Origin of the sequence: Thauera sp. (genome assembly GCF_035444905.1) — a bacterium.
Lineage (GTDB): Bacteria > Pseudomonadota > Gammaproteobacteria > Burkholderiales > Rhodocyclaceae > Thauera.
In genome coordinates, this window is the sequence record NZ_DAOMPS010000027.1 from 16747 (window position 1) to 35206 (window position 18460).

Consider the following 18460-nt stretch of genomic DNA (forward strand, 5'->3'; position numbering starts at 1 on the left):
ATGAAGCCGCTACGGACCATCCTCGCCCCCACCGACCTTTCCGCACTGGCCCGCCACGCCGTCGTGCGCGCGGCGCTGATTGCGGCCGACTCGGGGGCGCGGCTCGCGCTGCAGCATGTGGTGAGCGTGGGGGCGCTCGACGTCCTGCGCCATCTCATCGATGGTGGCACCGGTGATCTCGAGCAACGCCTGCTCGACGCGGTGCGCGGGGAGGTGCAGGCGCTGGCGGCCGACATGGGCGCCGCGCATGGCGTCGTGCCCGACATCGAGCTCGTAGTCGGTTCGGTGCTGCCCGAAATTGCCAGTCACGCTGACGCCATCGACGCCGACCTGCTGGTGATGGGGGCGCGTGGGGCCGGCTTCATGCGCGAGTTGCTGATCGGCTCGACCACCGAGCGCGTGCTGCGCAAGACCACGCGGCCGTTGCTGGTGGTCAAGCAGATGGCGCACGAATCCTATCGCCGTGTGCTGGTGCCGGTGGATTTCTCGGCGCGCGCGTTGCATGCGCTGAACGTGGCGCAGCAGGTGGCGCCGCAGGCCGAGCTCGTGCTGCTGCACGCTTTCGAGGTGCCCTTCGAGGGCAAGCTGCGCTACGCGGGGGTGGAGGACAGCGCCCTCTCGGGCCTGCGTGCCAATGCCGGGCGCGAGGCGAGCGCGCGCATGAACGAACTGGTCGCCGCGGCCGGGCTCGATGCGCACAAGGTGCGACGTGTCGTGGTGCACGGTGAGGCCACCACCCGCATCCTGGAGCAGGAGCACGAACAGGACTGCGACCTGATCGTGATCGGCAAGCGCGGCCTCGGCGTGATCGAGGAGATGCTGCTCGGCAGCGTCACCCGGCACATCCTCGCCCAGTCTGCTGCCGACGTGCTCGTGGCGGACCGCGATATCGCCTGAATGGTGGTGCCTGCGTGGCCCTTGCTGTCCGGCATGCCCCTTGCGAGCGCGGGTGTCCCTCGCTGGCCTGTGCGCCGCCCGCCGCGCGGCGTACACTCCCGGGCGGCGATCCTGCCCGTATGTATTGCCCCTGCGCTTTGCCCGTGCCTGCCGCGGGCGCCGGAGAACGAATGAGAACCGAACACGCCCCGACGATTCAGCGCGCCGACTACCGGCCGCTGCCCTGGACGGTCGAGACCGTCGACCTGCATTTTCGCCTCGACGCCGAGGCCACGCTGGTCACCAACCGCATGGTCTGCGTGCGCCAGCCCGGTGCCGGAGACGGCCCGATCCAGCTCTGGGGCGAGGCCCTCGAACGCGTGGCCTTGAGCGTCGATGGGGCGCCGCCCGCCGGGCTGCGCGAGCATGACGGCCTGCTCGAGATCGATGCCGAGGGCGAGCGCGTCGTAATCGAGGTCCAGACGCGGATCAATCCGCGCGCCAACACCACGCTGTCAGGCCTCTACCTGTCGGCGGGGGGCTTCTTCACCCAGTGCGAGGCCGAGGGCTTTCGCCGCATCACCTGTTTCCCCGACCGGCCTGACGTGATGGCGCGCTACACGGTCACCCTCGAGGCCGAGCGCGCAAGCTGCCCGGTGCTGCTGTCGAACGGCAACCTGCTCGAGCAGGGCGAGCTGCCAAATGGCCGCCACTACGCGAAATGGGAAGATCCCTTCCCCAAGCCGTCATACCTGTTCGCCCTGGTGGCGGCGAAGCTGGTGGCGCTCGAGCGCAGCGTCACCACGATGTCCGGCCGCGAGGTGCTGCTGCAGGTGTGGGTGGAGGAGGGTAACCTCGATCGCTGCGAGCATGCGATGGATTCGCTGGTGCATTCGTTGCGCTGGGATGAGGAAACCTTCGGTCTCGAGCTCGACCTCGACCGCTTCATGATCGTCGCCGTGGCCGACTTCAACATGGGGGCGATGGAGAACAAGGGCCTGAACATCTTCAACACCAAGTTCGTGCTCGCCAAGCCCGACACCGCCACCGACGTCGATTACGAGCACGTCGAGAGCGTGGTCGCGCATGAGTACTTTCACAACTGGACCGGCAACCGCGTTACCTGCCGCGACTGGTTCCAGCTCACCTTGAAGGAAGGTCTCACCGTCTTCCGCGACCAGCAGTTCTCGGCCGACATGCTGGCGCGCGCGGCCGGTCCCGAGGGCGCGGCCTCCGCGCGTGCGGTCAAGCGCATCGACGACGTCCGCGTGCTGCGTGCGGCGCAGTTCCCCGAGGATGCGGGCCCGATGGCGCACCCGATCCGCCCGGACAGTTACCAGGAGATCAACAACTTCTACACTGCCACGGTGTATGAGAAGGGGGCCGAGGTCATCCGCATGCTGCATACCCTGCTCGGGCAGGAGGGCTTTCGCAACGGCATGGACCTCTACTTCAGCTATTTCGACGGCCAGGCGGTAACCTGCGACGACTTCGTCGAGGCCATGTCAGAGGCCAACAACGGCTTCGATCTCGACCAGTTTATGCGCTGGTACAGTCAGGCCGGCACGCCGCGGCTCAAGGCCAGCGGCTGCTGGGACGCCACCACGGGCAGCTACACCCTGACGCTCGCGCAGCACACGCCGCCCACGCCCGGCCAGCTCGACAAGGCGCCGCTGGTGATTCCGGTTGCGCTCGGGCTGGTCGGTCCGGACGGGCGCGATCGCCCGCTCCAGCTCGAAGGCGAGGCCCAGCCCGGTGCCACCAGTCGCGTACTGCGGCTGACGCAGGACGAACAGCGCTTCCGCTTCATCGGTCTCGACGCCGAGCCCGTGCCCTCGCTGCTGCGCGGCTTCTCTGCGCCGGTGATCCTCGAGCTCGACGAGGACGATGGCCGGCTGGCGTTTCGCATGGCCCACGACAGCGACCCCTTCAACCGCTGGGATGCCGCACAGCGCTACGCCGAGCGCGTGATCCTGGCGCGTGCAGCCGAACCCGCCGCGCGGCTGCCGGCGGATTTTCGCGCTGCGTTTCGCAGCCTGCTGACCGACGAGGCGCTCGACCCGGCCTTCCGCGCCCAGGCGCTGGCGCTTCCCGCCGAGCCCTACCTGCTCGAGCGCATGTCGCCGGCCGATCCGGCCGCGCTGCGCGCCGCCCTCATCGACGTGATGGGTACACTCGGGCGCGAGCTCTCCACCGACTGGCTGCAGGTACTCGAGCGCATGCAGGTCGCGGGGGCTTACCGCTACCACCCCGGCGACGCCGGTCGGCGGGCGCTGGCCAACCTGGCGCTGCGCTACCTGGCCGCCGGCGGCGACGCCGAGGGGCTGGCGCGGGCCGAAGCGCATCTTGCCCAGGCGACCGACATGACGCAGCGCTTCGGCGCCCTGGCCGCGCTGGTGCAGAGCGCCAGTCCGGCGCGCACCGCCGCGCTACGGGCCTTCCATGCCCGCTACCGCGACGATGCGCTGGTGCTCGACAAGTGGTTCGCGCTGCAGGCCGGAGCCTGGCGCTGGGATGCGGCGGCCGAGCCGACACTGGCCCGCGTGCGGGTGTTGCTGAGCGATCCGGCCTTCAGCCTGTCGAATCCGAACAAGGTGTACGCGCTGCTTGGGAGCTTCTTCCGCGCCAACCCGGGCGAGTTCCACCTCGCCGACGGCAGCGGCCACGCGTTCTGGGCCGATCAGGTGATCGCCCTCGATGCGCGCAATCCCCAGGTGGCGGCGCGCATGGCACGCGCGCTGGAGAACTGGCGCCATTTCACGCCGGCGCTGCAGGCCAGTATCCGGCCCCAGCTCGAGCGCGTGCTCGCAAGCAAGGGGCTGTCGGCTGACGTCGCCGAGATCGTCGGCAAGGCACTCGCACAGTAGGCGGGCGCTGCGGGTGTGGTAAACGCAGAACGCCGGGTTCATCACCCGGCGTTCTGCATTGCACCGTGACGCGAGCGCGTCAGGGCTGGCGTTCGGCCGGCGTCAATTCGGTAGCAAGATCGCCCGCGATGTAGCTCTCGAGATGCTTGATGGTTTCCTGCTGGTGGCTGACGATGGACTTCACCATGTCGCCGATGGTGACGATGCCGAGTACCTTGCCGTCCTCCACGACCGGCAGGTGGCGGAAGCGCTTCTCCGTCATCGTGGCCATGACCTCGTCGACCATGTGGCTCAGTGTCACGGTTTGCGGGTTGGCGGTCATCAGGTCGCCGACTTTCACGTCGCGCGAGATCAGGCCCTTGAGCACGACCTTGCGCGCATAGTCGCGCTCGGTGAAGATGCCCACGAGCCGCTCGTCCTGGGTGACGAGCACCGAGCCGATGTCGAACTGGGCCATCAGCGAAAGCGCATCGAACACCGAGTCGGTGGGGCGGACCGCATGGAAGGTGCTGCCCTTCTGTTCGAGGATCTGTCTTACGCTTGTCGTCATCTTCCTACTCCCCCAACGTCGTTGATGTGTGCGCCGCGACCTTCCGGCGTTCTTTGTACACGGTTTTTAACCACAACTGCGTGCCGATGCAAGGCCGGGCGAACCCTGACCCGGGCTCGCTTCTCAGATCTCGAGGTTGTCGATCAGGCGGGTCCTGCCAAGCTTGGCGGCGGCGAGCACCACCAGCGGGTCATCGAGCTGTGCCGGCGGCTGCAGGTCGGCGCGGCGACGCACGGCGACGTAGTCGGGTTGCCAGCCTGCCGCCGTGAGGGCGGCCATGGCGTCGGTCTCGAGCTTGAGCAGGTCGTGGTCGCCCGCGCGTACGGCATCGCGGATGCCGCACAGCAGACGGTGGAGCAGGGGCGCCCGGGCGCGCTCGTCGGCGCTCAGGTAGCCGTTGCGCGAAGACAGCGCCAAGCCGTCCTCGGCACGCACGGTGTCGCCGGGGATGACCTCCACCGGCATCGCCATCTCGCGCACCATGTTCGACAGCACCATGAGCTGCTGGTAATCCTTCTTGCCGAACAGGGCGAGGTCGGGCTGCACGATGTTGAGCAGCTTCATGACCACCGTGGCCACGCCGCGGAAGTGCCCGGGGCGGAATTCGCCCTCGAGGATCGACACCTGGGCGGGCGCCGGATCGACGTGGTAGCGCTGGGGCTCGGGGTACATGACGCCCTCGTCGGGGGCGAACAGGTGCTTCACGCCTGCGGCCTGGAGCTTCTCGCAGTCGGCGGCGAAGGTGCGCGGATAGCGGTCGAAGTCCTCGCCGGCGCCGAACTGCAGGCGGTTGACGAAGATGCTGGCGATGACGCAGTCGGCGCGCTCGCCGGCCTGGCGCATCAGTGTGATGTGGCCCTCATGCAGGTTGCCCATGGTCGGGACGAAGGCGACCTTGCCGGCAGCGGCGCGCGCGGCGCGCAGGCTTTCGATGGTTTCGTGGATCTGCATGATGGAGTGGCTGGGGCGTGTGGGCGTGGGGCGAAGGTTGGGGAGCGCTGGGCAAGGGGCTGGAGGCCTGGCGGGGGCCGCGTGGCGCCCGCGGTCTTGCCCGGGGCGACTCAGTAGCCGTGTTCAGGCGCAGGGAAGCTGCCGTCCTTGACCGCGGCGGCGTAGCGGGCAACCGCGTCCTCGATGCTGGTCGCGCCGTCCATGAAGTTGCGCACGAAGCGCGCCGTCTTGCCATGGAAGATGCCGAGCATGTCGTGCAGCACGAGCACCTGGCCGTCGCAACCGGCACCCGCGCCGATGCCGATGGTGGCCATGCTGTGCAGGCTCGCGGTGATGTCGGCGGCGAGCTGCGCGGGCACCATCTCCATCACCATCAGGGCGGCGCCGGCCTGCTCGAGCGCCAGCGCATCGGCCTTCAGCCGGGCCGCGCCTTCCTCGCTGCGGCCCTGCACGCGGTAGCCGCCGAGCTGGTGTACCGCCTGCGGCGTGAGGCCGATGTGGGCACAGACGGGCACGCCACGCTCGACCAGGAAGCGGATGGTGTCGGCCATGAAGGCGCCGCCTTCCAGCTTGACCATCTGCGCGCCGGCGGCCATCAGGCGTGCGGCACTACGCATCGCCTGCTCGCGGTTCTCGTGGTAGCTGCCGAAGGGCATGTCGGTCAGGATGAAGGGGCGGGCGTTGGCGCGCGCCACGCATTCGGTGTGGTAGGCCATGTGCTCGAGGGTGACCGGCAGCGTCGATTTCTGTCCCTGCAGCACGTTGCCGAGCGAGTCGCCGATCAGGATGCTGTCGACCCCGGCGCGGCCGAGCAGGGCGGCGAAGCTGGCGTCATAGCAGGTCAGCATCGCGATCTTGCGGCCTTCGGCGCGCATTTTGCCCAGTTCGAACAGGGTTACCGGCTTTTGATCCTGGAGGTAGCTCATTCATCACTCCTGAAGGGAGCCCGAAGTTTTCACCAAACTGGTGCATTGCACAAGTGCATTGCCCGGATTGCTTTGCCGCCGAGCGCCCAGGATGGGGCGCCTCAGCCGGCGTAGCCGAAGAACTCGCGATAGCTGCGCATCTCGCGCAGGCGCTCGAGCAGCAGCTCGAAGTCCTCGTCGCGGTCGACCGGGTTGAGCACCCCGGCGTCGACCACGAACAGCGGGGCGGCATCGTACTGGTAAAAATAGCGCGTGTAGCGGTTGGCGACCTGCTCGAGATAGAGCTCGGTGATGCGGCGCTCGGCATCGAGGCCGCGCCTGCGGATGCGTTCCATCAGCGTGTCCGGGCGCGCCTGCAGGTAGATCACGAGGTCGGGCCGGGGCGGCGCGCTGCGCTGCAGGTTGTCATGCACGCGCTGGTACAGGGCGAGCTCGTCCGCGGCGAGGTTCTGCTCGGCGAACAGGCGGTCCTTGTCGAGCAGGAAGTCCGACACCACGCGCCGCTCCTCGCCGATCGGGCCGAGGGCGGCGAGCTGGTCCAGGCGCTGGAACAGGAAGGAGATCTGGGTCGCCATCGCCCAGCGCTCGGGGTGCTGGTAGAAGCGCGCCAGGAAGGCGTTGTGCTCGGCCTGCTCGAGCAGGGTCTCGGCCTGCAGGCGTTCGGCCAGGCGGCGAGCGAGCGAGGTCTTGCCGGCGCCGATCGGGCCTTCGACGACGATGTAGCGGGCTTTGTCGAGCATGCTGGGCCGCCTTCGCTAACTGCGAAAGATGAAATAGACGGCACCGAGCATACACAGGGCGGCCCACAGATAGTCAAGCTTGATCGGCTGCTTCATGTACAGCACGACGAAGGGCACGAACACCACCAGGGTGATGACCTCCTGCATGATCTTGAGCTGCGGCAGGCTGAGGGCGGTGGCGCCGATTCGGTTGGCAGGCACCTGCAGCAGGTATTCGAACAGCGCGATGCCCCAGCTCACCAGCGCAGCGACGTACCACGCCTTGCTGTGCATGTTCTTCAGATGCCCATACCAGGCGAAGGTCATGAACACGTTGGAGGCCGTGAGCAGCAGGGCGGTCTGCAGCCAGACCGGGCTGGCTGTGGCGGCAGAGGTAGGGGACTGGAGCCAGGCGGGCATGATGGGCTTCGCGAGCGGATGAAGCGGAGCGGAAGGGGTGAGTGGCGTCGGTGGGCGGTCGGGCGAGCGGTCCGGGCTCAGGTGGCCTGCGATGCGCGTGACGGCAGGCGCTCGAGGGCCTGGTCGCGCACGCTCGGGAGCAACTCGGCGACGCTGCCGTGGCCGGGGATGCGGGCCGTGGGGGCGATCTCGGCCAGTGGCACCAGGGTGAAGGCGCGCTGGTGCATGCGCGGGTGCGGGACCTGCAGCGTGGGCAGGTCGATGACCTGCTCGCCGTACAGCAGCAGGTCGAGGTCCATGGTGCGCGGTGCCATGGGGTAGTCGCGCACGCGCCCGCCCTCGTGCTCGATGGCGAGCAGGGCCGCGAGCAGCGCAGGCGCAGCGAGCGCGGTGTCGACCGCGATCACGGCGTTGATGTAGTCGGGCTGCCCCTCGACACCGATCGGGGCGGTGCGATAGAGCGCCGAATGCGCTGCCACCCGGCTGCAGGGCAGGCGGCCGAGCCCCTCTAGCGCCAGCGTGAAGGCGGCCTCGGGCTCGCCCAGGTTGGCGCCGAAGGCGATGTACGCACGCACCGTTGGCAAGGACTTCATGCCGCTTCCGCTGCGCCGCTGGCGGCCTCTGTCGGCTTGCGCCGACGCCGGCGGCGCTTCTTCGCCGCCGGCGCCGCGTCGGCTGGTGCCTGGCGGATCAGGGCCTCGCGTTCGTCGTGGCCGGCGTGGGCGAAGCGGTCCCACCAGTCGACGACCTCCATTGGGATCTCGCCCGACTGCGCACGCAGTCGCAGGAAGTCCCAGCCGGCACGGTAGCGTGGCTGTTCGATGAGGCGGTAGGGCGTCTTGCCGGCGCGCTTGTCGAAGCGCGGTTGCAGGGCCCAGATGTCCTTGATGTCGCCGACGATGCGACGGGTGATGGCCAGCTTGCCGGCCTGGGCGTCGAGCACTTCGTCCATGGCCTCGAACAGTGCCGGCTGGCCGTGCTCCCCGGCGGCCTTCCTGCGCTCCCAGGCGGCCAGTACCTCGTGCCACAGCAGGGTGGCGAACAGGAAGCCGGGCGACACCGACTTGTCCTGGCGCACGCGCTCGTCGGTATTGTCCAGCGACAGCCAGACGAAGCGCTCGCCCATCGGCTGCTCGAGGATCACGTCGAGCAGCGGCAGCAGGCCGTGGTGCAGGCCTTCCTCACGCAACTGCTGCAGGCACTTCACCGCGTAGCCCGAGAACAGCAGCTTGAGCATTTCGTCGAACAGGCGGGCGGCGGGGACGTTCTCGAGCAGCGCCGCCATGTCGCGGATCGGGTGGCGCGCCGCGGGGTCGATGGTGAGGCCGAGTTTGGCCGCCAGGCGCACCGCGCGCAGCATGCGCACCGGGTCTTCGCGATAGCGGGTGCGCGGGTCGCCGATGATGCGCAGGGTCTTCTGCTGGATGTCGGCGACGCCGTGGTGATAGTCGACGATGGTTTCGGTGCCCGGATCGTAGTACAGGGCATTGACCGTGAAGTCGCGGCGGGTGGCGTCTTCCTGCTGGTTGCCGTACACGTTGTCGCGCAGCACGCGCCCGTGCTCGTCGGTCTCGGTCGATTCGGCGTCCTGGCCGGCGCGGAAGGTGGAGACTTCGATCGTCTCCGGGCCGCTCATCACATGGACGATCTTGAAGCGGCGGCCGATGATGCGCGAGCGGCGGAAGGCGGCGCGCACCTGCTCGGGCGTGGCGCTGGTGGCGACGTCGTAGTCCTTGGGCGGATGGCCGATGAGCAGGTCGCGCACTGCGCCGCCGACCACGAAGGCCTTGAAACCCTGCTCCTGCAGCACCGCGCACACCTTGCGCGCGGCCGGTGAGAGCTGGTCGCGTCGAATGCCGTGGCGTTCGACCGGGATGAGGGCGGGTTCGTGGCGTGCGGGTTGCGCCGGGCGCTTGAAAACCTTGCGCAGCAGCTTGCGGATCATCGGTAGGAGAGGCGTTCTTGCATAAGAGCGCAATGATAACCGATCGCCCGTGCGGCGCGTGGCGGCGTGTCCGCCGCGCGCCGGCGTGCAGGGCGGCGGCGCGCGCTCAGCGCAGCGAGATGATGGGCCAGCCCTGCGCCAGGGCGTGGGCGCGCAGGCTGTCGTCGGGGTCGACCGCCACCGGGTTGGAGACGCGCTTGAGCAGCGGCAGGTCGTTGTGCGAATCGCTGTAGAACCAGGCGCGCTCGAAACTGCCGAAGTGCAGGCCGAGCGACTCCAGCCAGGCATCCACGCGCTCGATCTTGCCGGCCTTGAAGGCGGGCACGCCGCGCGGCTTGCCGGTGAAGGTGCCGTCGTTCTGCGCTGGGATCGTGGCGACCAGATGCGGGATGCCGAACTCACGCACGATCGGGCCGGTGACGAAGGCGTTGGTGGCGGTCACCACCGCCACCAGGGCGCCGCTGTCGAGATGGCTTTCGACCAGCTCGCGCGCCCGCGCGGTGATCATCGGCCGCACCGAGATGTCCATGAACTCCGCGTGCCAGGCGTCGAGCTCGGCGCGCGGGTGGCGCGACAGCGGCGCGAGCTGGAAGTCGAGGAACTCGAAGATGTCCAGCGTGCCGGCCTTGTACTGTTCGAGGAACTCGACGTTCTTCGCTTCCTGCACCTCGCGGTCGAGGACGCCCTTGCCAATCAGGAATTGCGCCCAGGCGAAGTCCGAGTCGCCGGCGAGCAGGGTGTTGTCGAGATCGAAGAGGACGAGATTCAAGGCGGGGCTCCGTTGCGCAGGTTGAGGTGTTCGGGGTGTCGTGGCGGGCTCAGATCTCGAGCCCGTGCTGCATCATTTCACGCAGCAGGGGCAGGGTGATCGCGCGCTTGCGTTCGAGCGAGGCGGAATCCAGGGCGTCGAGCACATTGCGCAGGCTGGCGAGGTCGCGGCGGCCATGGCGCAGCAGGAAATCGACCACCTCGTCGGCCAGCCGCAGGCCACGGCGCTCGGCCAGCGAGGCCAGGATGGTGGCGCGCGCCGCGTCGTCCAGCGGCTGCACCTCGAAGATCAGGCTCTGGCCGATGCGCGTGCGCAGGTCTTCGCGCAGGTTCAGTCCGAGCGGCGCCGAGGGGCCCGCCAGCAGCAAGGACTGGCGGTTGCCGCGCGCGCGGTTGAAGGCATTGAAGAGCGCGATCTGGGCCTCGGCGCCGAGGCGGTTCACATCATCCACCGCGACCAGCGCGTTCGGGGTGTCGGGCAGGCTATCGTCGATCTGCGCGGCGGCGAAGAGGTGGGCTGGGCGGCCGCCGTCACGCGCGACCGCGACCGCGGCACGCAGCAGGTGGCTGCGGCCGCTGCCCGCCGCGCCCCACAGGTAGATGTGGCGGCCGGGCAATTGCTGCGCGGTGCCCGGCGCGGCGAGCAGCGACACCGTCGCCACCAGCTCGGCGTTGGCGCCGGCGACGAAGTTCTCCAGCGTCGGCGGCGTGTCGGGGCGGATGTCGAGCACCAGTTGCTTCATTGCGCGCGCTCGTCCGCCGGCGGCGCGGCGCCGTCCTTGCCCAGATAGACCGGGCTCGCGTACCAGGCGCAGCGCACCTCGCGCAGGCCGACCAGCAGCGCGGCGCTGACCGGCAGGGCGACGAGCACGCCGACGAAGCCGAACAACTGGCCGAAGGCCATCAGCGCGAAGATGACCGCGAGCGGGTGCAGGCCGATGCGCTCGCCAACCAGGTAGGGGGTGAGCAGGAAGCTCTCGAGTACCTGGCCGAGGCTGTAGACCACGGCGACGCCGATCAGCGGCGTGAGGCCCTCGCCCTGCAGCAGCGCCGCCATGATCGCCAGCACCAGGCCGCCGCCGAATCCGACGAAGGGAATGAACACCAGCAGCCCGGTCAGCACGCCGACCGGCAGCGCGAACTTGAGGCCCGCCAGCCACAGGCCGACGCTGTAGAACACGGCCAGCAGCAGCATCACCGACAGTTGGCCGCGCAGGAACTCGGACATCACCGAGTCGATCTCGCCGATGATGCGCATGGTGCGCTCGAGCATCGGCCGCGGCACGATGCGCTGCAGTTCGTCGAGAATGCGCGGCCACTCCTGCAGCAGGTAGAACATTACCAGCGGGATCAGGAACAGGTTGGCGACGAAGGCGATCAGGGCCATGCCGCCGGTCTTGAGGTGGCCGAGCATGATCGGCAGCAGGTCCTGGGCGCTGTCCCAGTTGTCGGCGATCAGCTTGCGGAACTGCTCGGCGTCGAGCTTGATCTCGGCGCCGAGCCGCGCCTGCAGCACGGGCGCGACCTCGGCGTTGAAGAGCTCGATCAGTTCGGGCAGGCGCTGCACCAGCAGCACGCCCTCGCGGTACACCATCGGCAGCAGGATCAGCGCCAGCGCCACCAGCAGCAGTCCGAGGCCGATGATCACCAGCAGCACGGCCAGCGCGCGCGGTACGCGGCGCGCCACCATCCAGTTGACCGCCGGGTCGCAGATGTAGGCGAACACCGCGGCGATCACGAAGGGGGTCAGGATCGGGCCCAGCAGCCAGAACAGGCCGACCAGCGCGATGCCTGTCGCGATCCAGACTCGGGTTTGCAGGCGATCGGCGCGGGCAGGGTTCATTTCAAGTAAAATCGCGGACTTGGCGCGGGCGTGAACCGCCCGCGGAACCCGTAAATGTAGCCACTTGGCAGGCCGGCCTCAAGCCGGAACCGTCACCAGGTGGCATCGGGCGAGCCTGCAGGTCCGTTCGTCGGACCTGTCTGCCTTGCCTTCTTCCCGTCTTTCTCCGAGCCCAGAGGACCGACCTTGAGCGCACCCACCCCTTCCAACCAAGCCTCCCTTTCCTACCGCGACGCCGGTGTGGACATCGAAGCCGGCGACGCCCTGGTCGACCGCATCAAGCCCTTCGCCAGGCGCACCATGCGCCCCGAGGTGCTGGGTGGCATCGGCGGCTTCGGTGCCCTGTTCGAGCTGTCGAAGAAGTATCGGGAGCCGGTGCTGGTGTCGGGCACCGATGGCGTCGGCACCAAGCTCAAGCTCGCCTTCCAGCTGAACAAGCACGACACCGTCGGCCAGGACCTGGTGGCGATGAGCGTCAACGACATCCTGGTGCAGGGCGCCGAGCCGCTGTTCTTCCTCGACTACTTCGCCTGCGGCAAGCTCGACGTCGACACCGCCGCCGACGTGGTCAAGGGCATCGCCCAGGGCTGCGAGCTCGCCGGCTGCGCGCTCATCGGCGGCGAGACCGCCGAGATGCCGGGCATGTACCCGGCGGGCGAGTACGACCTCGCCGGCTTCGCCGTCGGCGCGGTGGAGAAGGCCGACATCATCGACGGCAGCAGGATCGTGCCGGGCGACGTGGTGCTGGGCCTGGCCTCGAGCGGCGCGCACTCCAACGGCTACTCGCTGATCCGCAAGATCATCGAGGTCGCGAAGCCCGACCTCGACGCCGACTTCCACGGCCGCAAGCTGCGCGACGTGGTGATGGAGCCGACCCGCATCTACGTCAAGCCGCTGCTGGCGCTGATGCAGGCGCAGCCGGGCGTGGTCAAGGGCATGGCCCACATCACCGGCGGCGGCATCACCGAAAACGTGCCGCGCATCCTGCGCGACGAACTTACCGCCCGCATCGACGCCGCGAGCTGGACGCTGCCGCCGCTGTTCCAGTGGCTGCAGAAGCAAGGCAACGTCGACATGCAGGAGATGTACCGCGTGTTCAACTGCGGCATCGGCATGGCGGTGGTAGTGGCGGCCGAGGATGCCGACGTCGCCGCGGCCAGGCTCGAGGCGGCAGGCGAGACGGTGTATCGCATCGGCCGCATCGATGCGCGTGGCGACGGCGAGGCCCAGACCATCGTTGGCTGAGGCCATCGGAGCGGCCGGGGCCGGGGGCCTCCGCGCGCGCCGCTGAGGGGCCGGGGGTGCGGCCATCCTGGGCTCCCGCTCGGCGCGAGGAGGACTACACTGCTTCCGGGCCCAGGGTGTATGAGGCGGCGCTGGCGTCTGCGTCCTGCGCCGGGTCGCAGCAGGGGGGATTGTGATGGGCGTCAAGGCCATTCCCGTCGATCAGCGGGTCATCGACATCGATTCCCGGCGCTTCGCCTCGATCGAGAAGGCGCTGGTCGAACTGGTCACCAACAGCGACGACAGCTACGCGCGACTCGAGGCGGCGGGCGTGCCGGTGTCGGGCAGGATCCTGATCCAGTACGAGCGTCACCGGCGCGGGGCGCTGCTCACGGTGAGCGACGAGGCCGAGGGCATGGACTTCGCCCAGGCCTGCGCCATCCTGAGCTACGGCGGCGCGCACAGCCCGCTGGCGCGCGGGCAGGGCGGCGGGCGCGGCTTCTTCGGCCGCGGCCTCAAGCAGGCCATTTTCGGGCTGGGCTCGGGCTGGATCGAGACGATCCGCGCCGGGCGCCTGTCGCGCATCGAGCTCTTCCGCGGCGAGCAGGGCGAATACCTGTACGACGACGGTGGCCAGGACCGGGAGGCCAGCGCACGCGACCATGCGCGCCTGGCCATCGGCGAGCACGGCAGCCGCGTTGCGATCGTCATCGACGGCGCCCAGGTCAGCATCTCGCAGTTCGGCGCGCTGGCGCACGCGCTGGCCAACAACATCTACCTGCGCGACATCCTGGTGCGACGCCAGGTCGAGCTCGTGCACCTGCAGGACGGCGTCGAGATCGAGCGCAGCGGCCCGCTGCGCTTCGAGGAGCCGCCTGCGATCGTGCTGCTCGGGCCGGAGCTGGAAGGGCATTTCCAGCACGAGCGGCAGACCCATTCCTTCACCCTGACCCTCAAGCGGGCGCTCGATGCGGACCTGAGCCCGCGTGGCGACGAGCGCAGCAACGGCCTGCTGGTGCTGGCCGGGACCGCGGTGCTCGACTGCCAGCTGTTCGACTACGAGAACCAGGTCGGCACCGAATACCTGTTCGGCACCGTGCGCTGCGCGGCGCTGGGCGAGATGCTGGGCCAGGGCGTCGCCGTCATCAGCGACGAGCGTGCCGGGCTGAACCTCAAGGCGCCCTTCGTGGCGGCCTTCGCCCGCGCCGTCAGCCGCATGATCGCGCCCTGCGTGCTGGCCGAGCAGGACAAGCTCAGCCGACTCGAACGGGCGACCACCTCCGGCCGCACCGCCCACATGATCGAGCACCTGCTGCAGCGCATGAACCGCGCCGCGATCCACGACTTCGGCATCGTGCCGGCGGCGCCGCCGGCGACGGAGCCCCGCGTAAGCGCGCCGGGCGAAGCACCGGCGCCGCTGCGCTTCACCACGCCCTTCTACTATCGCCGCCCCGACCATCCCTTCCACGTCCGCCTGCTGGTCGATCCGCCGCAGTTCGACGCCGATTCGGTGCTGGAGCTGGCAGTCACCGCGAGCGCCGGCCTGACCATCGAACCCGCCCGCAGCCACATCCCGCTCGCGGCGCTTGAGGCAGCGGTCGTCGAATGGACCGTGACCGGCGCCGCGGCCGGCGATCGCGGCGAGATCCTGGCCCGCGTCGACAACTACCTGGCGTGGTGCGAGATCGTCATCGCCGAGCAGGCGTCCGCGCACAGCCACCATCCGCAGCCGCATGTCGTCCGCCCCCGCCCGCCGCGAGACCATGGCGAGGCCCTGTTCGCCGGGTATGAGTTCCGTTACCTCGGCAAGGATGCCGATCGCGCGGTGTATAGCCCCGAGGAGCGCCTGATCCTGATCAACACCGCCGCGCCCACCGTGCAGTTGTACGTGGATGGCCGCGGCAGCTTCCGCGATTCGGCCCGGCTGCTGCTGGCCGAGCTGTTCATGGACGTGATCGCGGACGAGCTGGCACGGCGCCGCCTCGCGCGCACCGGCCAGGCGGCCGATGTCGAGGCCTTCCACGCGGCCAAGCGCGACATCATCCGCCGTTACGGCAGCGACATCCACCTGTCGTTCATGGGAGGCTGATCGTCTTGTCGGCCAGGCATGCCAGCGTGAAGGAACAGGCGGCGCCAGCTGGTAGCGGCGGCGGGCCGGCGCGTGGTCTCGCTCAGCGGGCGCGCCGATGCCGCCCCATGGCGGTGTCGTGAGCCTCGGGTCCACGGTTCGCGGAGCCCGCGCGCTGTGGCTGTGCGCGGCGTTTGTCCTCATCCTGGCCGCGCTCACCGCATGGATCGTGGCGCCGCTGTCGCCAGGCGTGCTGATGCTGCAGTTCGCGTGGACGCCGCGCGCTTTCGGCGAGATCGTGCACGTGTGGCCGCCCGAGCATCTGGTCCGCTATCGGGCGCATCTGCCGGTCGATTGTGCCTTGCTGCTCGCCTACGGCGCCTTCGGATACCTGCTGTCCACCCGTACCCGGATCCTGTTCCCACTGGTGCGGCCAGTGCGTCGGTTTGCGCCTTTCATGCTGCCACTGGCGGCCGCCTTCGACGCCGCGGAGAACGCCTTCCACGCCTGGCTGACCGCGATGCCGCGCTTCGATGTGCCGCTGCTCTATCTCGCCAGCACCGCGAGCTCGGCCTTGAAATGGGTGCTGCTGTTCGCGTTTGCCGCAATCCTGCTGTGTGCGCTCGCCCGCGGCGAGGATTGAGGCCGGGATTGCTGCTACGCTAGGCGAAATCCATAAACCTGCGCGGCCATGCCCTCGACGTCCGATCAACGTGCCCTGTTGTTCCGCCTTGCCGAGGCCGGCCTGCTGACACCGCAGCAGCTTGCCGCTGCGTCCCGGCAGGCGTCGCTCCACCCCAGCGCGGACGAATGGCGGCAGGTGCTCGACCGCCTGCTCGCCTTCGGCGGCGTGCTGTTGCTGGGCGCGGCGCTGATCTTCTTCTTCGCCTTCAACTGGGACGAGCTGCACCGCTACGCGAAGTTTGGCCTTGCCTTTGCCGCCCTGGCCGCCTGTGCAGGCGCGGCGATATGGGTCGAGGCCTTCGGCACCGCCTACCGGGCGCTGCTGTTCGGCGCCTGCGTCGCCACCGGCGCGCTGCTGGCCCTGATCGGCCAGACCTACCAGACCGGCGCCGACGTCTGGGAGTTGTTCGCGGCGTGGGCTGCGCTGATGGCGCCGTTCGCCCTGCTGTCGCGCTCGGCGGCGAGCTGGGCGCTGTGGCTGGTGGTGGCGAATGCGGCGCTGATGCGGGCGCTGTCGCAGTCGGTATGGTGGGGTTTCGTCGATACCCTGTTCCATGCCCGTTCGCTGTTGCTGGTGGCGGCGCTCAACCTGGCGGTGCTGCTGGTGTTCGAGGCCTTCGAGCGCCGGCTGCTCTTGCGCCCCGCGCGGCGAATCCAGCGCCTGGCGGCGCTCGGCGTGCTGGCGCCCTTGTGCGTGGGGGCGGTGCTCGGCTGGTGGGAGGCGGCCTTTCGCCCGGCCCTGCTGGCCTTCGTGTGCGTGGCGGCAGTGGGTGCGATCGTCTATCTGCAGTTGCGGCGCGACCTGGCGATCGTGGGGCTGGTGGTATACGGCGCGATCGCGGTGTTCGCCGCGGGGCTGGCCAAGCTGCTGCCCGGCGAGAGCTTCCTGACCGTCAATCTGGTCGGGCTCGTCATCATCGGCGCCTCGGCCTGGGCCGGTGTGTGGTTGCTCAGCCTGCACCGCCAGGACGCAGCGCTGGGGGGCGCCCATGAGTGAGGCCGGACTGCGCCTGGAGGGGGGCGAGGCAGACGGCCTGCTGGCGCGGCTCGAGGCCCAGGGCGTGCTCGAGCCGGGACAGGCGGCGCGCCTGGCGCAGGATGCGATGGCGCCGGCCGTGCCCGCCTGGCTTCAGGTGCTGCAGACCCTGGCGGCCTGGTTTGCGTCGCTGCTGATCCTGTCCTCCTTCATGTTGCCGCTCGCCTTCGTCGGTGACAGCGCACTGGTGCGCGCCCTTGTCGGCGGCCTGCTGTGCGGCGGGGCCCTGTGGCTGTTCCGGCGCGGGCAGTTGTTCACCGACCAGATGGCGCTGGCGTTCTCGCTCGCCGGCCAGGCGCTGGTCGTGTCGGCCGTGGGCGAGGGCTGGAGCGCCTTCTCCGGGCGCAGCACGACCTGGGCGATGCTCGGCGCGCTGATCGCGGCGCTCATGATGGTACCGCGCACGGCACGGCTGCATCGCACGCTGTGCGGGCTGATCCTGGCGTTCGACGTCGCGGTCGTGCTCGGCGCGGGGGCGGGGATGGCCCTGTTCGCGGTCGCCCTGCTGGCCACGGCTTGCGCACTGTGGCTGACGCGCGCGCAGTGGGCTGCCGGGGCGGCAAGGGGCGCTGCGCTGCCGGACGGCCTCCTGGCCGCGGTGGCGCGCGCGGCGACGCTGGCGGCGCTGGCGATGCCGCTCGCTGTCTCGATCAGTGCCGGAACGGGCGGGCGTGTCTGGTTCTGGGCGCCCTTCGGCGGCGGCTATGGCGCCTCCCTGCTGTCGGTGGGCGCTACGCTGGTGCTCGCCGCGGTCGCGCTGCGCCTGCTGCGTGAGGCCTCGCCACGTGCGCGCGCGCACGCCCTCGGCGCGGGGTTGCTGCTGGCGCTGGCATCGCAGCCGGCGCCGGGGCTGATTGTGGCGGCGACGCTCTTCCTGGTCTGCTTTCACGGCGGCCAACGCCTGCTGGCCGCGCTGGCCGTCCTCGCGGCCGTGCTCTACGTTGGCGAGTATTACTATCGCCTGGATACCACGCTGCTCGACAAGTCGATGCTGCTTGCCGCCAGCGGACTGGTGCTGCTCGGCTTGCGCCAAGGGCTGGTCGGCAGCCGCAGGGGGGTGGGCGGATGAGCGCAGTCATGGGGCTGAGGCTGGCCATCGTGGGCGCGCTAGCGCTCGTGTGCGGCCTTGCGCTGCAGGCGATCCACAGCAAGGAGGCGATCATCGCGCAAGGCCAGGTCGTGCGGCTCGAACTCGCGCCGGTCGATCCGCGCTCGCTGATGCAGGGCGACTACATGGCGCTGCGCTTCGCGATCGACAACGCGCTGCCCGCGCCCCATGCGCGCGGCCGCGAGCCGCCGCGTTTCGCCGTCGTCGCGCTCGATGAGCAGGCGCGTGCGAGCCTTGCCGGCCTGGCGCAGCAAGGCGTGGTCGAGCCCGGACAGGTGGCGATGCGCATTCGCCGCCGTGATGGCGGCTTTAGTGTGGGGCCAAATGCCTTCTTCTTCCAGGAGGGGACGGCGGCCGATTTCGAGGCCGCGCGCTGGGGCGAGTTTCGCGTCGCGCCGGACGGTACGGCCTTGCTGACCCACCTGCTCGATGGCGAGCTGCATCGGCTGGGGGCTGTGCGCCGCTAGCACCGCAG

At 69.5% G+C, this 18460-nt stretch carries 18 protein-coding genes; 8 read left to right on the forward strand and 10 right to left on the reverse strand.

The window, feature by feature from the left end:
• A complete protein-coding gene (locus PLC66_RS12880) occupies positions 1-897 on the forward strand; it encodes a universal stress protein (protein ID WP_324541013.1) in 897 nt (298 codons plus the stop codon).
• Between the two features lie 170 nt (positions 898-1067).
• A complete protein-coding gene (pepN, locus tag PLC66_RS12885) occupies positions 1068-3743 on the forward strand; it encodes an aminopeptidase N (RefSeq protein ID WP_324541015.1) in 2676 nt (891 codons plus the stop codon).
• A 79-nt stretch (positions 3744-3822) separates the two neighbouring features.
• Here the strand turns inward: pepN and PLC66_RS12890 are convergent, their stop codons facing one another.
• The 10 genes from PLC66_RS12890 to PLC66_RS12935 form a co-directional block, all read right to left on the reverse strand.
• Entirely contained in the window at positions 3823-4293 is a 471-nt protein-coding gene (locus tag PLC66_RS12890) for a CBS domain-containing protein (protein WP_324541017.1), read from the reverse strand.
• 123 nt (positions 4294-4416) lie between these two features.
• On the reverse strand, positions 4417-5244 hold the full coding sequence (gene panC / locus PLC66_RS12895; RefSeq protein ID WP_324541019.1) for a pantoate--beta-alanine ligase: 828 nt from the start codon (positions 5242-5244) through the stop codon (positions 4417-4419).
• A 110-nt stretch (positions 5245-5354) separates the two neighbouring features.
• Entirely contained in the window at positions 5355-6170 is an 816-nt protein-coding gene (gene panB, locus PLC66_RS12900) for a 3-methyl-2-oxobutanoate hydroxymethyltransferase (protein ID WP_324541021.1), read from the reverse strand.
• 101 nt (positions 6171-6271) lie between these two features.
• Positions 6272-6910: a deoxynucleoside kinase gene (locus PLC66_RS12905; protein WP_324541023.1), complete on the reverse strand. Its 639-nt coding sequence runs from the start codon at positions 6908-6910 to the stop codon at positions 6272-6274.
• A gap of 15 nt (positions 6911-6925) precedes the next feature.
• Positions 6926-7309 carry a DMT family protein gene (locus PLC66_RS12910; protein WP_324541025.1) on the reverse strand — a complete coding sequence of 128 codons (384 nt, stop codon included), beginning with the start codon at positions 7307-7309 and terminating at the stop codon, positions 6926-6928.
• Positions 7310-7386: 77 nt separating this feature from the next.
• Positions 7387-7902 (reverse strand): 2-amino-4-hydroxy-6-hydroxymethyldihydropteridine diphosphokinase, encoded by a 516-nt coding sequence (gene folK / locus PLC66_RS12915; RefSeq protein ID WP_324541027.1) that lies wholly within the window; start codon positions 7900-7902, stop codon positions 7387-7389.
• Entirely contained in the window at positions 7899-9254 is a 1356-nt protein-coding gene (gene pcnB, locus PLC66_RS12920; protein ID WP_324541029.1) for a polynucleotide adenylyltransferase PcnB, read from the reverse strand. The genes folK and pcnB overlap by 4 nt, the downstream gene beginning before the upstream one ends.
• Positions 9255-9360: 106 nt before the next feature.
• Positions 9361-10023: a histidinol-phosphatase gene (locus PLC66_RS12925; protein WP_324541031.1), complete on the reverse strand. Its 663-nt coding sequence runs from the start codon at positions 10021-10023 to the stop codon at positions 9361-9363.
• Positions 10024-10072: 49 nt separating this feature from the next.
• Complete coding sequence (gene hda, locus PLC66_RS12930; RefSeq protein ID WP_324541032.1) at positions 10073-10765, reverse strand: DnaA regulatory inactivator Hda; 693 nt, start codon at positions 10763-10765, stop codon at positions 10073-10075.
• Positions 10762-11865, reverse strand: coding sequence for an AI-2E family transporter (locus PLC66_RS12935; RefSeq protein WP_324541034.1), 1104 nt, complete (start codon positions 11863-11865; stop codon positions 10762-10764). Before PLC66_RS12935 ends, hda begins: the two co-directional genes overlap by 4 nt.
• Before the next feature lie 186 nt (positions 11866-12051).
• Here PLC66_RS12935 and purM point away from each other — a divergent pair, with 186 nt between their 5' ends.
• The 6 genes from purM (at position 12052) to PLC66_RS12965 (ending at position 18452) form a co-directional block, all read left to right on the forward strand.
• The gene (gene purM / locus PLC66_RS12940) at positions 12052-13110 is read left to right on the forward strand and encodes a phosphoribosylformylglycinamidine cyclo-ligase (protein WP_324541037.1); all 1059 of its coding nucleotides are present in this window, start codon (positions 12052-12054) and stop codon (positions 13108-13110) included.
• 175 nt (positions 13111-13285) lie between these two features.
• Positions 13286-15178 (forward strand): ATP-binding protein, encoded by a 1893-nt coding sequence (locus PLC66_RS12945; RefSeq protein WP_324541039.1) that lies wholly within the window; start codon positions 13286-13288, stop codon positions 15176-15178.
• Positions 15179-15296: 118 nt separating this feature from the next.
• Entirely contained in the window at positions 15297-15800 is a 504-nt protein-coding gene (locus PLC66_RS12950) for a hypothetical protein (protein ID WP_324541041.1), read from the forward strand.
• Positions 15801-15848: 48 nt separating this feature from the next.
• Positions 15849-16838 carry a DUF2157 domain-containing protein gene (locus PLC66_RS12955; RefSeq protein WP_324541043.1) on the forward strand — a complete coding sequence of 330 codons (990 nt, stop codon included), beginning with the start codon at positions 15849-15851 and terminating at the stop codon, positions 16836-16838.
• On the forward strand, positions 16831-17946 hold the full coding sequence (locus PLC66_RS12960) for a DUF4401 domain-containing protein (protein WP_324541045.1): 1116 nt from the start codon (positions 16831-16833) through the stop codon (positions 17944-17946). Before PLC66_RS12955 ends, PLC66_RS12960 begins: the two co-directional genes overlap by 8 nt.
• Positions 17943-18452: a GDYXXLXY domain-containing protein gene (locus tag PLC66_RS12965; RefSeq protein WP_324541047.1), complete on the forward strand. Its 510-nt coding sequence runs from the start codon at positions 17943-17945 to the stop codon at positions 18450-18452. Before PLC66_RS12960 ends, PLC66_RS12965 begins: the two co-directional genes overlap by 4 nt.
• Positions 18453-18460 lie beyond the last annotated feature (8 nt).